General features: G+C 72.8%; 15 protein-coding genes and 1 pseudogene. 6 read left to right on the forward strand and 10 right to left on the reverse strand.

All coding sequences use genetic code 11. The annotated features are described in order from the left end of the window. Positions 1-23: 23 nt before the first annotated feature. Together A6A25_RS00375 and A6A25_RS00380 are read left to right on the forward strand one after the other, a co-directional pair. Positions 24-689, forward strand: coding sequence for a response regulator transcription factor (locus A6A25_RS00375; protein WP_073886323.1), 666 nt, complete (start codon positions 24-26; stop codon positions 687-689). Continuing rightward, a complete protein-coding gene (locus tag A6A25_RS00380; RefSeq protein WP_073885712.1) occupies positions 689-1,963 on the forward strand; it encodes an ATP-binding protein in 1,275 nt (424 codons plus the stop codon). The genes A6A25_RS00375 and A6A25_RS00380 overlap by 1 nt, the downstream gene beginning before the upstream one ends. A 58-nt stretch (positions 1,964-2,021) precedes the next feature. Here the strand turns inward: A6A25_RS00380 and A6A25_RS00385 are convergent. The 8 genes and pseudogenes from A6A25_RS00385 to A6A25_RS00420 form a co-directional block, all read right to left on the reverse strand. Further along, positions 2,022-2,270: pseudogene (locus A6A25_RS00385) on the reverse strand (hypothetical protein); the annotation flags it as partial. Continuing rightward, positions 2,267-4,963 carry a TNT domain-containing protein gene (locus A6A25_RS45185; protein ID WP_073885713.1) on the reverse strand — a complete coding sequence of 899 codons (2,697 nt, stop codon included), beginning with the start codon at positions 4,961-4,963 and terminating at the stop codon, positions 2,267-2,269. The pseudogene A6A25_RS00385 and the gene A6A25_RS45185, both read right to left, overlap by 4 nt. A 14-nt stretch (positions 4,964-4,977) precedes the next feature. After that, a complete protein-coding gene (locus A6A25_RS00395) occupies positions 4,978-5,286 on the reverse strand; it encodes a hypothetical protein (RefSeq protein ID WP_073885714.1) in 309 nt (102 codons plus the stop codon). After that, positions 5,283-5,831 (reverse strand): YbaB/EbfC family nucleoid-associated protein, encoded by a 549-nt coding sequence (locus A6A25_RS00400; RefSeq protein WP_083667876.1) that lies wholly within the window; start codon positions 5,829-5,831, stop codon positions 5,283-5,285. The genes A6A25_RS00395 and A6A25_RS00400 overlap by 4 nt, the downstream gene beginning before the upstream one ends. Next, on the reverse strand, positions 5,828-6,511 hold the full coding sequence (locus A6A25_RS00405) for an adenosylcobinamide amidohydrolase (RefSeq protein ID WP_073885715.1): 684 nt from the start codon (positions 6,509-6,511) through the stop codon (positions 5,828-5,830). The genes A6A25_RS00400 and A6A25_RS00405 overlap by 4 nt, the downstream gene beginning before the upstream one ends. 99 nt (positions 6,512-6,610) lie before the next feature. Continuing rightward, positions 6,611-7,540, reverse strand: a complete 930-nt coding sequence (locus A6A25_RS00410; RefSeq protein ID WP_073885716.1) for a hydroxymethylglutaryl-CoA lyase — start codon at positions 7,538-7,540, stop codon at positions 6,611-6,613. Then, the gene (locus A6A25_RS00415) at positions 7,527-8,057 is read right to left on the reverse strand and encodes a PH domain-containing protein (RefSeq protein ID WP_073885717.1); all 531 of its coding nucleotides are present in this window, start codon (positions 8,055-8,057) and stop codon (positions 7,527-7,529) included. The genes A6A25_RS00410 and A6A25_RS00415 overlap by 14 nt, the downstream gene beginning before the upstream one ends. Positions 8,058-8,095: 38 nt before the next feature. Then, the gene (locus A6A25_RS00420; protein ID WP_073885718.1) at positions 8,096-8,884 is read right to left on the reverse strand and encodes a biotin--[acetyl-CoA-carboxylase] ligase; all 789 of its coding nucleotides are present in this window, start codon (positions 8,882-8,884) and stop codon (positions 8,096-8,098) included. Positions 8,885-9,059: 175 nt separating this feature from the next. On the opposite strand from A6A25_RS00420, the gene A6A25_RS00425 reads away from it, so the two are divergent. Together A6A25_RS00425 and A6A25_RS00430 are read left to right on the forward strand one after the other, a co-directional pair. After that, on the forward strand, positions 9,060-10,691 hold the full coding sequence (locus A6A25_RS00425) for an acyl-CoA carboxylase subunit beta (RefSeq protein WP_073885719.1): 1,632 nt from the start codon (positions 9,060-9,062) through the stop codon (positions 10,689-10,691). Continuing rightward, positions 10,688-10,900: an acyl-CoA carboxylase subunit epsilon gene (locus A6A25_RS00430; protein ID WP_073885720.1), complete on the forward strand. Its 213-nt coding sequence runs from the start codon at positions 10,688-10,690 to the stop codon at positions 10,898-10,900. The genes A6A25_RS00425 and A6A25_RS00430 overlap by 4 nt, the downstream gene beginning before the upstream one ends. A 54-nt stretch (positions 10,901-10,954) precedes the next feature. Here A6A25_RS00430 and A6A25_RS00435 read toward each other — a convergent pair whose 3' ends face one another. Then, positions 10,955-11,356 carry a hypothetical protein gene (locus tag A6A25_RS00435; RefSeq protein ID WP_143192888.1) on the reverse strand — a complete coding sequence of 134 codons (402 nt, stop codon included), beginning with the start codon at positions 11,354-11,356 and terminating at the stop codon, positions 10,955-10,957. A gap of 149 nt (positions 11,357-11,505) precedes the next feature. Between A6A25_RS00435 and A6A25_RS00440 the strand changes: the two genes are divergently transcribed. Together A6A25_RS00440 and A6A25_RS00445 are read left to right on the forward strand one after the other, a co-directional pair. After that, positions 11,506-12,114: a Maf family protein gene (locus tag A6A25_RS00440; protein ID WP_073885722.1), complete on the forward strand. Its 609-nt coding sequence runs from the start codon at positions 11,506-11,508 to the stop codon at positions 12,112-12,114. 177 nt (positions 12,115-12,291) lie between these two features. After that, on the forward strand, positions 12,292-13,614 hold the full coding sequence (locus A6A25_RS00445; RefSeq protein WP_073885723.1) for a dicarboxylate/amino acid:cation symporter: 1,323 nt from the start codon (positions 12,292-12,294) through the stop codon (positions 13,612-13,614). A 125-nt stretch (positions 13,615-13,739) separates the two neighbouring features. On the opposite strand, the gene A6A25_RS00450 is transcribed toward A6A25_RS00445, so the two are convergent. Next, on the reverse strand, positions 13,740-14,216 hold the full coding sequence (locus A6A25_RS00450; RefSeq protein WP_143192889.1) for a hypothetical protein: 477 nt from the start codon (positions 14,214-14,216) through the stop codon (positions 13,740-13,742). Positions 14,217-14,366 lie beyond the last annotated feature (150 nt).

The raw sequence follows: 14,366 nt of genomic DNA on the forward strand, positions 1-14,366 counted from the left end.
CGCCTACGCTGGGTGCCGTGAGCGTGGTCTTGTTGGCCGAGGACGACCCGGCGATCGCTGAACCGCTGTCCCGCGCGTTACAGCGGGAGGGCTACCAGGTGCAGGTGGTCGGTGACGGCCTGGGCGCGCTGGAGGCCGCCGAGCACAACGGCGTCGACCTGCTGGTGCTCGACCTGGGCCTGCCGGGGATGGACGGGCTGGAGGTGTGCCGCCGGCTGCGCGCGGGCGGACGCGGGCTGCCGGTGCTGATGCTCACCGCGCGGTCCGACGAGGTCGACTTCGTGGTGGGGCTCGACGCGGGCGCCGACGACTACGTGGCCAAGCCGTTCCGGCTCGCCGAGCTGATGGCCCGCATCCGCGCCCTGCTGCGCCGCCGCGCGCCCGGCACGCTGGAGGTCAACGGCGTGCGGATGGACCTCGCCGCCCGCCGCGTCACCGTCGACGGGCTGGAGGTGCAGTTGGCGAACAAGGAGTTCGAGCTGCTGCGCGTGCTGATCCAACGCGCGGGCCAGGTGGTGCACCGCGACGAGATCCTGTCCGAGGTCTGGAACGACCCGGAGCTCAAGAGCAGCAAGACCCTCGACATGCACATGTCCTGGCTGCGCCGCAAGCTCGGTGACGTGCGCTCGGTGGAGCGCCGCATCGCGACCGTGCGCGGTGTCGGCTTCCGCTTCAACACCGCCGACTGATGCGCAGCCGGATCCTGCGGGCGATCCTGCTGGCCGTCGCGGTCACCGGGTTCGCCCTGGGCTTGCCGCTGGGCTACACGGCGTTGCGGCTGGTCGAGGACGGCGCCCGCACCGACCTGGCCGCGCGGGCGCAGCGGATCGCCGCGTCCATCGACGACCAGATCGCCAACGGCAGGCCGATCGACCTGGAGCCGGTGGAGGTCGGCGTGCCGGAAGGCGGCCACCTCATCGTGACCACGCCCAGCGGGAGGCACGAGTTCGGCCGCACGCCCGGCCCCGACCCGTTGTCGGTGGAAGTGCCGATCGCGCAGCAGGGCACGGTCCGGCTGGAGCTGTCGTCCGCGCCGATGCACACCGCGCAGTACCAGGTCGCGGCGCTGGTGGTGCTGCTCGTCGTGCTGTCGGTGAGCACCGGCACGGTGGTGGCCACGGTGACCGCGCGCAAGCTCGCCAAGCCGTTGCGGCACGTCGCGGCGCGCGCGACGAGGTTGGGCGCGGGCGACTTCCGGCGGGACGACCGGCGGCACGGCGTGCCGGAGCTCGACCTCGTGGCCGACGCGCTCGACCGGTCGGCGGGCGCGCTGGCGCAGCTCGTGCAGCGGGAACGGGAGCTGGTCGGCGACGTCTCGCACCAGCTGCGCAGCAGGCTGACCGCGTTGCAACTGCGGCTGGAGGCGTTGTCGCTGCACCCGGAGCCGGACATGGCGGCCGAGGCGCGGGCGGCGTTGGAGCAGGCCGAACGGCTGGCCGAGGTGCTCAACGAGATGCTGGCCGCGGCCCGGGCCGCCCGCGCGGTCGGCGCGGAACCGCTGGACCTGTGCGCGGAGCTGATGGCCATCGCCGAGGAGTGGCGTGAACCGATGCGGCGCGTCGGGCGGGCGTTGCGGGTGAAGGTGCCGGACGGCCTGCTGGCCCGGGCCACGCCCGCCCGGCTGCGCGAGGCGATCGGCGTGCTGCTGGACAACGCCCTGCGGCACGGCGAGGGCATGGTCGTGGTGTCCGCGCGCCGTGACGACGGCACGGTGGTCGTGGAGGTCGCCGACGGCGGCGCGGGCGTGCCGGACGAGTTGGCGCACCACATCTTCGAGCGCGGTGTGTCCGGCGGCGGGTCGACCGGGGTCGGCCTGGCGCTGGCGCGTGCCCTGGTGGACGCCGACGGCGGGCGGCTTGAGCTGTCCACCGCCCGGCCGGCGACGTTCGCGCTGTTCCTGCCCGTGCCGAAGGCGGAGGACGTGGTCGGCGTGACCTGGCGGACCGACCTCACGCCTCGGTAGGCGCTGCGCTCTTCGGCTCAGCGACCTCGGCGGTCTCGGTCTCGGTCTTCGCGGCCTGGGGCAGCACGCCGACCGCGCCGCGCACGACCTGCGCCCACACCAGGCGGCCGAACAGGTAGTAGCAGGCGACGTCCTCGCTGGTGAACGCCGCCCAGTCGTACCGGTTGCCCTGCTCGCGCCAGAAGACCTCGAAACCCTCCTCGGTCGGCAGCAGGCACCACTTGTGCTCGGCCTCCGCGCCGATCGACACGACCTCCGCGGGCACACCGGCCGCCAGCAGCCAGCCCTGGACCGACTCCGCGTTCATGCCATCTCCTCCAGGTAGCCCAGCGCGATCAGGTCGGCGACCGGGTAGGTGGCGCGGAAGCGGGCGCCGCCGCCGGGCTGGCCGAACCACTCGGCGGACAGGGTGAACCACACCGGCAGCACCTTCAGCACCCGGTAGCGGTGGTAGCCCGCGTCCACCAGCGCGGGCGGCAGCGAGCGTTCCGCGTAGGGGGTGCCGAGCTGGGACAGCACCCGGCCTTCCGGCCCGCCGAACCGGTCCAGCTCCACGCCGACCGCGAGCACACCGGGCTGGCCCGCCTCGTAACCGCCCTCGGGGAACAGCTCGCCGGGCGGCCAGGCGTACTCGGGCGGGTCGGCGCGCGCCAGGAACCGGCGGTCCCAGTCGCGTTCGTGCAGGCCCGCCAACGGGTCGTAGCCGGCCAGCAGCACGGGGTCCGGCGCGGTGCCGGGCCGCAGGACCAGGCGTGGCCGGTTGACCGCGGGCACCGGGTCGGTCGAGACCGGGCCGGTGGGCTGCGCGCCGGACAGGCGTGAGCGCAGCGCGTCCTGGCTCACCGCGCGCAGGTCGAGGCCGAACTGGGCGGAGGCGTCGACCAGGTGGCCGTCCGGGTGGCCCTGCGGCTCGAAGCGCAGGCCCGCCGCGAACGTCTCGTCCTCCGACGGCGGCGGCAGCTGGCGGGCGGGCTTGGCGCTGGGCGGCGGGAGCGTGCCGCCCGGGAACATGTGCAGCAGGAACAACGCCGCCGCTTCGGTGGTCGGCTGCGCGCCCTGCGCCGCCCGCACCGGTGCCGCGGGCGGGGTGGCGTCCGGTTCGGTCGGCAGGGTCGCGGACGTCGGCCCGGCCGGGAGCGGCGGTGCGGTGGTGTCGCGACCGCCGACCGGGAGCGGGACGACCGCGAACGCGAGGTCGCCCTCCTTCACCGCCTGCCCGACGGCCGCCAGGGCGTCCTTGAGGTCCTTCTGGACGTCCTTGAGCTCGCCCTTGGCCTGCGGCGCCTCGGCCTTCGACTGGGCTTCGGCCTTGGCCTGGCCTTCGGCCTTCGCCGCGGTTTCGCCCTTGGCCTGACCACCTTGGCCCTGGTTCTGGCCCTGCCCTTGGCCGGACTGCCCTTGGCCGGGCTGTCCCGAGCCGGGCTGTCCCGAGCCGGGCTGTCCCGAACCCGACTGGCCCGAACCCGACTGGCCCGAACCCGACTGGCCGGAGCCGGACGGGCCTTGGCCCGTCGGCGACTGACCCGCCGGCGGCTGACCGGGCTGGAGCTGACCCGCTTGGGCGGCACGCGCTTCGACCTTCGGCGCGGGCTGCTGGCCGGGAGCCTGGGTGTTCGCGGCGGCGTTGGCGTTCGCGGCCGGGCTCTGCGCGACGGCAGCCGCCGCAGCGGCGGCCGGAGCCGCCGCGGGCGCGCCACCGGCGGACGGGCCGCTGAACGACGGACCCTGCGGCGTGGCCTGGTTCGCGGCCGGAGCCGCGGGCTGGGCGGTCGCGTGCGGTGCTTCGGTGTGCGGCAGCAGCGGACGGTCCAGCACCGCCGCCGCCGACTGCGTCACGGTGTCCGTGCCGCGGGTGACGGGCTCCACGACAGGGGCCGCGGCACCGAGCACGGGGTTCACCACGTCGCCGACCAGGTTGCCCAGGCCACCGCCCTGGCCGCCGCCTTGACCGGGTGCCGCCCCGGACCGGCCGGGCGCGTTGTCGTGGCCCGGTGCCACCGCGTCGGCCACGCCCTGGACCGTGTCCGCCGCGCCCTGGACGGTGCGGCCGACCGTGTCGTCCACCGCGCCGCCGACGTCCTGCACGACGTCGCCCGCCGTGTCCAGCACCGGCTCCACCACGGCCGCGACCGGCGGTGCGACCGTCTCCACCACGTCCACGACCGGCTCGGTCACCGCGGTCACCGTGTCGGTCACCGCGCCGAGCAGACCACCGATCAGGCCGGGAGCCTGACCGTTGCCCGGAGCCGCGGCGGGAGCACCGGCGCCCGGAGCACCCGCGCCGGGGGCCTGGGCGGCACCGTCACCACGGCCTTCGGAACCGCCGGGCAGCAGGCCGTCGAGCAGACCGCCGCCCTGGCCGCCGCCCAGCAGGCCACCGCCTTGCGGCTGGCCCGAACCGGAACCGTGGCCTTGACCTTGCCCTTGGCCGGGGCCCGCGTCGCCGGGCGCGTGCACGCCGGGGTTGGCATCGACCGGTGGCTGGTGGCCGCCGATCTGCACACCGCTGTCCAACCGCACCGCGCTGGTCAACGTGTCGGTCAGGTGGGCGATGTTGGCCGCCGCGCCGCGCACCGCCGTGTCCAGTCCCAGCAACGCCGTCGGGTGCCCGGCGCCCGCCGCCTGCTGAGCGGCGTCGTTGTTCTTCGCCAGGTTCACCAGCTCGCGCACCAGCTCGACCTTGGCCGCGCCGATCTGCTCGGCCGCGTGGTCCAACCGGTCGGCCGCCGCGTGGCAGCCGCGCAGCACGGAGTTCAGCGTGCCGTCCGGCGCGGTGAACTTGTTCCAGTGGCCGCGCGCCGCCTCACCGGTCGACCCGGTCATCGCGGTCAGCGCCTTGCCCGCCGAACCGTCGGACTCACCCGCCAGCGTGGAGAGCTTGGTGCCCGCCTCGCGCCACGCGGTGGCGGACGCGCGCAGCTTGTCCTCATCGGCCTGGGGCCAGGACACCCCGGCCTTGGCGGCGACGTCGGCCAGCTCGGCCGGCAGCTCGATCCCCATCACGGCCCCCTGAGTCAGATCGCGCCGAGCGCGTCGCTGTTGCCCTCATCGACTTCGCGGTACGTCCGGGCCGTCGCGGCGAAGCGCTCCCCGACGCCGCCGAACCCCGAGCTCAACCCCGTCAGCCCGCTCAACACCTCGCCCGACGGCTGCACGTGGCTCGCCGCGAAGCTCTGCCCGATCGCGTCGGCACCCCAGCAGTCACCGATCGAGTCCAGCACACCGCTCAGCTCGCCCGCGATCTTCCCGGCGCGTTCGGCGAACGCGGTGAAGTCGTCGGCCCCCTCGGCGAGGCGGGCGAGGTCGGTCTCGAAGCCGGTCATCTCGTTCTCCTCGCGATCGGGCTCGGGTTCGGGCGGCGACCCGTGCCGAAGTCCTGATCGTGGCCAGGGCTCGGCGCGACGGCCGGGTTCGCGTCGGCGTCGAGCCAGTCGCGCTGCTCGAAGTCCTCGTCGTCATCGGCGACCGGGCGCCGCCTGGCCGGTTCCGTCGGCGGGACCTCGTCGGCGCCGATCTCTTCCGGGCGAAGGTCGGCCGTGCCGCGCAGCAACGCCGCCGGATCCGTGCCGGCGGGCAGCACCGGGCTCAACGTCCGGTAGGTGCCCTCGGCGGCCTTGGCCACCGCTTCCCGCGTCGTGCGCAGGATCAACTGGGCGAGCTGCGCCGGCCGCAACCGGTACGCGCGGTCGTCCAGCTCCAGGTCGGTGAGCGTGCCCTTGGCGTCGACCACGGCGGTCACCGAGCCGTCGGGGCTGGTGGCCGACCCGGAGATCCGGGCCAGGTCGCGCTGCACGGACGCCAACTGGTCGCGGCTGCGCCGGTAGTCGGCGAGCAGCTCGTCCACCTGGGCGCGGTGATCGGTCGTCACGGCCACCTCCGGGTTTCGCCGTCGCCGGGCATGGTCGTCGGTCGCGCGTTGGACGTTACGACCCCTACCCGGGTTCCCGTCCGTTCGAGGGAAATCCCGGTGTGCACGGCGCGGTGCACCGTTCGCGCCAACGCCGACCCGATCACCGACCGCGGCCCGCCGTACGGCTCAACCGGACCGTCCGACGGGCACAGCAGCACGACCGCGTCCGTCACCGTCCCGGTGCCCGGCACACCCGCCTCGCCCAGCGCCTGCGCCTTGGCCTCGGCGACGGTCGCTACCGCGTTGACCAGGGCGGCGTCCGCCAGCCGCACCGGCAGCACGCACACCGCGTTGATCGTGCCGACGCTGGGCGGGTTCTCGGCGGGCGGCCCGGCGGCCCACGTCGGGTGCGCGCCGATCCCCGTCGTCACCCACGACCGCACACCACCTTCGGTCTCCAGCACCACGTCCCGCACGTCGACGGCGGTGAGCAGCCCGGTGCCGGGACCGCGCAGCCCGAGGTCGGCCGCGATCTCGGCGACGTGCACGTCCGGGTCGGTGCGCGCGTAGTCCTTGGGCACGGTCGCGTTCAGCGCCCAGTGCCGCACGCCGAGGCCGCCGCCGTGCGGGCCGGACGAGATCGCCAGCAGCGGCTCCGGCAGCCGCCACACCAGGACGCCGGGGTGCCGTTCGATCACGTGAGCCGCACGAGCGCCCGGTTCGCGCCGCGGCGCTCCACCAGCTCGAAACCGGCGTACGGCCACGTCTCCGGTGTCAGCTCGACGACCCGCACGGCACTACCCCCGCAGCGCCCGGACCACCCGCGACGGGCTCGGCCGACCCAGCCGCTCGGCCATCCACGCGCTGGTGTCGGCGAGCTTGTCGAGGTCCACACCGTGCTCGACGCCCAGCCCGTCGAGCATCCACACCAGGTCCTCGGTGGCCAGGTTGCCGGTCGCGGACTCCGCGTAGGGGCAGCCGCCGAGCCCGCCGGCCGACGAGTCGATCGTGCGCACGCCCGCCTGCACCGCGGCCAGCGTGTTCGCCAGCGCCTGCCCGTACGTGTCGTGGAAGTGCACGGCGAGCCGGTCCACGCCGTCGAAACCGGCCAGCAGCGCGGTCACCTGACCCGGCGTGGCCACACCGATCGTGTCGCCCAGCGACAACTGGTCACAGCCCATGTCCAGCAGCCGCTTGCCGACGCCGACCACCTGCTCGCGCGGCACGGCGCCCTCCCACGGGTCGCCGAAGCACATCGACACGTACCCGCGCACCGCCAGCCCCTCGGCCTTGGCGCGGGACACGACCGGGTCGAACATGGCGAACTGCTCGTCCAGCGACCGGTTCAGGTTGCGCTGGGCGAACGTCTCGGTGGCACTGGCGAAGATCGCGACGTGCTCGACGCCCGCGCGCAGCGCGCGCTCCAGCCCGCGTTCGTTGGGCACCAGCACGGGATAGCTCACGCCGGGGCGCTTGACCAGGCCGGCCAGCAGCTCCTCGGCGTCGGCCAGCTGCGGCACCCACTTGGGGTGCACGAAGCTCGTGGCCTCCAGCACCGTGCCGCCCGCGTCGGCCAGCCGGTCCAGGAACTCCAGCTTGGTGGCGACCGGCACGACCTCGGACTCGTTCTGCAGCCCGTCCCGCGGCCCGACCTCCCAGATCGTCACGCGGTCCGGCAGTCCGTTCGCGCCCACCGTGTCCGGCAGGCCGACTTCACGCGCGCCCATCTGTGACCCTGTCCTCCGTCCGGTGGTCGTCGGCGGGGTTGTCGTTGATCTCCCGGTACAGCAGCGAGTGCACCTTCTCCACCCGCCCGATGTCGTCGAACTCCAACGGCTCGTCCGACGCCGACTCGATGATCAGCGTGCCGCAGCCCAGCACCCGGTCCAGCAGGGTGTGCTCGAAGCGGACGCTGTTGATCCGGCTCAGCGGGATGTCCAGCCCGGTGCGCTTGAACACGCCGATCCGGTACATCACGCGCTCGCTGGTGATGATGAAGTGCGTGGTGCGCCAGCGGACCACCGGCGCCAGGGTCAGCCAGGTGACCAGCACCACGACGACCGCGGCGAGTACGAGCCACGCGATCGACGCCCAGCCGAAGTCCGACACCAGCACCGCGAGGTAAGCGCCACCGCCGACCGCGACGACGAGCACGAGCACCGGGACGAGCAGCGTCTTCCAGTGCGGGTGCTGGTGGATCACGACGTGCTCGCCCGTGCTGAGCAAGTCGTCCGGGTACGCCACGACTGGTCCCCTTCGGTGGCTGGGCACGCCTCAGGGCCTCACCGTACCCGCAGGTGCACCACGTCCCCGGCGGAAACGGAGTGGTCGGCGCCCGCGTCGTCGCGGACCAGGAGCGTGCCGTCGGACTCCACGTAACGGGCCGTCCCGAGCAGCGCCTCGCCCCTGGCCAGCTCGACCCGCACCGAGCGGTCGAGCGTGCCGCAGTGCCGCCGGTACTCCTCGCGCAACGACGGCTCGTCGCCACCGGCCCGCCGCCACCGCTCCTCCACCGCGGCCAGCTCGCGGAGCAGCGTGATCGCCACCTCGGTGCGGTCCAGCGGACCGGCGTGGTCTTCGAGGCTGGTCGGCACGAGGCCACCCGCGCCCGGCTCGACGCCGTCGGGCAGCCTGGCCACGTTGAGCCCGATGCCGACCACCACCGCCTGCGTCGCGCCCGGAGCGATCTCGGCCAGCACCCCCGCCGCTTTGGCGTCACCGACGAGCAGGTCGTTCGGCCACTTCAGCGACGCGTCCACGCCGACGCTCGCGGCCGTGCGGACCAGCGCCAGGCCCGCGAGCAGCGTCAACCACGGCAACCGCGCGGGTGGCACGCCGGTCGGCCGGAACAGCGCGCTCAGGTACAGGCCACCGGTCGGCGACGTCCAGCCCCGGCCGCGTCGCCCGTGACCGGCGGTCTGCCGTTCGGCGATGAGCACGGTGCGGTCGTGCGCGCCGCGGTTCGCCGCGTCGCACAGGTCGACGTTCGTGGAACCGGTCTCGGCGACCACGTCGACGGTCGCGTAGGGGCCGACGAGGGCGGAGCGGAGGGCGGCGGCATCCAAGGTCACGCTCGAAGGTTAGAAGCGACCCGCCCCACCCGCTGTGTCGGAGCGGTGTGGATGGTGGGGCGGGACGCCGTGATCAAGCCTGCAACCTCCACCGCGCTGGAGGTCAACTCCCTGTCCAGTGACCTGGGCTACTACCCCCGGCCGTACCGAGACGGTCTGGTTAAGCTGCCGCGCTATGAGCAGTGCGACCGCCCCCATCGGCGAGGAGCCGGACGTCCACACCACGGCCGGGAAGCTGGCCGACCTCTACCGGCGCAACGAGGAGGCCGTGCACGCCGGTTCGGCGCGCATGGTGGAGAAGCAGCACGCCAAGGGCAAGAAGACCGCCCGCGAGCGCATCGAACTGCTGCTCGACCCCGGCTCGTTCGTCGAGCTGGACGAGCTGGCGCGGCACCGCTCGACGAACTTCGGGCAGGAGCGCAACCGGCCCTACGGCGACGGGGTGGTGACCGGCTACGGCACCGTCGACGGCCGCCCGGTGTGCGTGTTCAGCCAGGACGTCACGGTCTTCGGCGGCTCGCTCGGCGAGGTCTACGGCGAGAAGATCGTCAAGGTCATGGACCTGGCGATCAAGACCGGCCGGCCGATCGTCGGCATCAACGAGGGCGGCGGCGCGCGCATCCAGGAGGGCGTCGTCTCGCTCGGCCTCTACGGCGAGATCTTCCGCCGCAACGTGGCCGCGTCCGGCGTCGTGCCGCAGATCTCGCTGATCATGGGCGCGAACGCGGGCGGTCACGTCTACTCGCCCGCGCTGACCGACTTCGTGGTCATGGTCGACCAGACCTCGCACATGTTCATCACCGGCCCGGACGTGATCAAGACCGTCACCGGCGAGGACGTCGGCTTCGAGGAGCTGGGCGGCGGGCGCACGCACAACACCAAGTCCGGCAACGCGCACTACCTCGGCGAGAACGAAGAGGACGCCATCTCCTACGTCAAGGAGCTGCTGTCCTACCTGCCCGCCAACAACATGTCCGAGCCGCCCGTCTTCGACGCGCCGGACGACCTGGTGCACGGTTCGGTCGAGGACTCGATCACCGAGTCCGACCGCGAACTGGACACACTGATCCCGGACTCGGCGAACCAGCCCTACGACATGCACGAGGTCATCACCCGCGTGCTGGACGAGGGCGAGTTCCTGGAGGTCCAGCCGCTGTTCGCGCCGAACATCCTGGTCGGCTTCGGCCGGGTGGACGGCCACTCGGTCGGCGTGGTGGCCAACCAGCCGACCCAGTTCGCGGGCTGCCTGGACATCGACGCCTCGGAGAAGGCGGCGCGGTTCGTGCGGACCTGCGACGCGTTCAACATCCCGGTGCTGACGTTCGTGGACGTGCCCGGCTTCCTGCCCGGCACCGACCAGGAGTGGAACGGCATCATCCGGCGCGGCGCGAAGCTGATCTACGCCTACGCCGAGGCGACCGTGCCGCTGGTCACCGTGATCACCCGGAAGGCGTACGGCGGCGCGTACGACGTGATGGGTTCCAAGCACCTCGGCGCGGACATCAACCTGGCGTGGCCGACGGCGCAGATCGCGGTCATGGGCGCGCAGGGCGCGGCGAACATCGTGCACCGCAAGACGCTGGCGACGGCTTCGGCGGCCGGCGAGGACGTGGACGCGCTTCGGGCCCGTTTGCAGCAAGAGTACGAAGACACCCTCTGCAACCCTTACGTCGCGGCGGAACGCGGCTATGTTGACGGTGTGATCCCTCCCTCTTTCACGCGTGCGCACGTCGCCAGGGCGCTGGCGGTGCTGCGCGACAAGCGCGAGGTGCTGCCGCCCAAGAAGCACGGGAACATCCCGCTGTGAGCGGCGGGCCGCACCTCCGGGTGGTGCGCGGCAACCCGGACGACGTCGAGTTGGCCGCCGTGACGGCGGTCGTGGTCGGTCTCGCCTCGGCCGACGGTCCCGCCGTGGACGAGCCGCGCCGTTCGGCGTGGTCGGACAAGTCCCGGCAGGTCAGGCGCCCGCTGCCGCACGGCCCAGGTGCCTGGCGGTCGTCAGCACTGCCGTTCTGAACATCGCTCGAAGACCGCCGCCGGCACACCCCGGCGGCGGTTCTCGGCTTGCGCTCAGCAATCCACGCGGCGGGAGTTGACCTGCACCCCGTCGCCGAGCACGGTCACCTCGCGGCACCGCGTGCCGTCCGGCACGTGCAGGCGGACCCGCATCCACATGGCGCCGACGTCGACCCGTGCCTCCAGCACCTCGACGCCCTGCTCGGCCAGCGCCGACGGCACCGCGTCGAGCCGGTTGATCGCCCGCGCTACGGACGTCACCCGCCCCATCACCTGCTGTTCGACGCGGTCGCTGCCGTTGGCGAAAGGCCAGAACGGCACGCCGTAGCCGACCGGGTCCGTGGACACGACCCGAGCCGTCAGGACCAGGATCAGGACGGCCGGCACCAACCAGAGCCACCGGTACCGGCCCCGACCCCGGTCGATCCGGCGGACCACCAGAGCCAGACGCTGCACCACTCCGAGGGTGCCGCACGCCGTCACGGCGCGCATCGGTAGTTCTACGCACCGCCTGGCACGGCATCCCGAAGTGCCGTGAGCAGGGATTTCGGGTTCGGTTCCCCGTACCGCGCCCACCCGACCGGGCGGGCCCTAGGCTGCACGCCGTGCGCTTCGTTCTCGCTTCCCAGTCACCCGCCCGCCTGGCCGTGCTGCGTGCCGCCGGTGTCGAGCCCGTCGTCCGCGTGTCCGGCGTCGACGAGGACGCGTTGGCCGCCTCGCTCACCGATCCGACACCGGACGAGCTGGTCACGGCCCTGGCGACGGCGAAGGCCGAGGCGATCGCCCGGGACGAGGACGACGACGCGGTGATCGTCGGCTGCGACTCGATGCTGCGCACCGCCGACGGCGAGGTGCACGGCAAGCCCGGCACGGTCGAGGTCGCGCGGGAGCGCTGGAAGAAGATGGCCGGCACCACCGGCACCCTGCTGACCGGGCACGCCGCGCTGCGGGTGCGCGGCGGGCAGGTCGTGGCCCGCGCGGTCGGGCACGAGGCGACGCTGGTCCGGTTCGGCCGACCGACCGACGACGAGCTGGAGGCCTACCTGGCGACGGGCGAGCCGCTGCACGTCGCGGGCGCGTTCACGCTCGACGGCCTGGGCGGCTGGTTCGTGGACGGCATCGACGGCGACCCGTCCAGCGTGATCGGCATCAGCCTGCCGCTCACGCGCCGGCTGCTGCGTCAAGTCGACGTCGCGGTGTCCGACATCTGGTAGCCGTTGTCACACTTTCCCTGATCCGGGAAGCTCTCCGAAGGGCCTTCGCGTTGGGGGAGCTGTGGGTGAACTGCTGACGCGCCGCCGTCACATCGACTTCGGGCGCAGGACGAACACGGGCTGTCGCGGCTGACGCCGCCCCCGTCGCCCACCCCTGCGCACCCATCCGGAGCAGTCGTGTCGTTCGTCCGCAGTTATACGAAGCCGAAGGTGTTCGGCATCACCGTCCTCGCCGCGCTCGTGCTCGGCGCCCTGGCGGGGTACGTCGCCAAGAGCACGGACCAGGCGTGGCTCACCACCACCCTCGGCTCCATCGGCGACGTCTTCACCAGCTTGTTGCAGTTCACCGTCATCCCCCTGGTGTTCACCGCGATCGTGGTGGGCATCACCAGCCTGCGGCGGCTCGGCACGTCACGCGCCGCGCGGCTGGGCGGCAAGACGCTGCTGTGGTTCGCCATCACGTCCCTGATCGCCGTGCTCATCGGCCTGGCCATCGCGTTGGTCTTCAAGCCGGGCGCGGGCGTGCGGGTGGAGCCGTCGCAGGCGGCGGTGGAGAAGCTCGCCGCCCGTGACCAGGGCTCGTGGAGCACGCTGCTTGAGACCCTGATCCCGTCCAACCTGTTCAGCGCCTTCACCGAGGGCGAGGTGCTGCAGGTCGTGTTCATCTCGGTGCTGGTCGGCTTCGCCGCGTACGCGCTGGGTGAGAAGGCCCAGCCCTTCGTCACGCTGACCCGGTCGGTGTTCGACCTGATCCAGAAGGTCGTCGGCTGGATCGTGCTGCTCGCCCCGATCGGCGTGTTCGGCCTGATCGGCACGGCGTTCGCGACTTACGGCAACTCGTTCGTTCGGCCGCTGTTCTCGCTGATCGCGTCGGTGTACGGCGGGTCGCTGCTGGTGCTGTTCGTGGTGTACCCGCTGCTGCTGCGGTTCGTCGGCCGGGTGTCGCCGGTGACGTTCTTCGCCAAGGCGTGGACCGCGATCCAGTTCGCGTTCGTGTCCCGCTCGTCGGGCGCGACGCTGCCGCTGAGCAGGCAGACCGCCGCCAACCTCGGCGTGGACAACGACTACGCGTCGTTCGCCGTGCCGCTGGGCACGACCACGAAGATGGACGGTTGCGCCGCCGTGTACCCGGCCATCGCCACGGTGTTCATCGCGAACCTGTTCGGCGTGCAGCTGGGCGTGTGGCAGTACGTGGCGATCGTCGCGGTCGCCGTGTTCGGCGCCCTGGCCACCGCAGGCACCACCGGCTGGTTCACCATGCTCACGCTGACCCTGGGCGCGGTGAACATGCCGCCGGAGGTCATCGCCACCGGTGTCGCCGTGGTCTACGCGATCGACCCGATCCTGGACATGGTCCGCACGGCCACCAACGTGACCGGCCAGATCACCGTCCCGGTCCTGGTCGCCCGCACCGAGGGCCTGCTGGACGACGAGGTCCTGAACTCCCCCAGCGAGCCCCCGCTGCTGACGGGCCCCCACCCCACCCCGGTCCCCGCCTGACCGTTCACCTCACCGGACCTGAACGTAGGACACGCGCGTTCCGAACGTAGGACACACGCGCGTGTCCTACGTTCGCGTCGCGAGTGTCCTGCGTTCGGGATACCCGAGTTGAACGTTCGGGATGATCATGCGCCGCATTGGCGCAGGTCGGCCGGGTCCGGCGTCACGGTCGGCCAGCCGGGCAGGGACTCCGCCTCACGCACCACCGGCGTGCAGCCCAGCTCACCGCCACCGCCCGCCAACGAGAAAACCTGCGCGAACCACCGCGAGCAGTCCACGCCCGCCTGGCACACCCGCTGCACGGCCACCACGTCGGCCACCGTGTCCTTGTTCACGTCGTGCAGCGCCAAGTACGCCCCACTGGCCACGTACGGCAGCTGCGCCCGCGACCACGCACCCGACCGGCGCACCAGCACCTCGCCCAGCACCTCGCCGTTGACCGCACCGCGCACCAGGCACACGGCGACCTCCGCGTCCACGCACTGCAGCGACGACTCGTCGATCCGGGCTCCCGAAGACGCGATGGTCAGCTCGAAGATGGTCGGCCCCGAAGCACCACTGGTGCGGATCCGGCCCGCGCCCTCGCCGACGACCAATTCCACTGAATCGACACCGACCTCCTGCTTCACCACCGAACGGCACGCCGTCGCGCCGCACCGCAATTCGTCCCGCGGCGCCTCCGCACCGGGGTCCGTAGCTGCGGGAGGGCGCAGTGACCAGGCGATGACCAACCCCGCGATAGTGATGAGCAC

The sequence above is a fragment of the Saccharothrix sp. CB00851 genome (assembly GCF_001905065.1).
Taxonomy (GTDB): Bacteria; Actinomycetota; Actinomycetes; order Mycobacteriales; family Pseudonocardiaceae; genus Actinosynnema.

Bases quoted from the DNA above. Each gene is read 5' to 3' on its own strand.
- A6A25_RS00380 (WP_073885712.1), top strand. From the start codon at position 689: ATGCGCAGCCGGATCCTGCGGGCGATCCTGCTGGCCGTCGCGGTCACC.
- A6A25_RS00410 (WP_073885716.1), bottom strand. From the start codon at position 7,540: ATGGGCGCGCGTGAAGTCGGCCTGCCGGACACGGTGGGCGCGAACGGA.
- A6A25_RS00425 (WP_073885719.1), top strand. From the start codon at position 9,060: ATGAGCAGTGCGACCGCCCCCATCGGCGAGGAGCCGGACGTCCACACC.
- A6A25_RS45185 (WP_073885713.1), bottom strand. From the start codon at position 4,963: ATGGGGATCGAGCTGCCGGCCGAGCTGGCCGACGTCGCCGCCAAGGCC.
- A6A25_RS00395 (WP_073885714.1), bottom strand. From the start codon at position 5,286: ATGACCGGCTTCGAGACCGACCTCGCCCGCCTCGCCGAGGGGGCCGAC.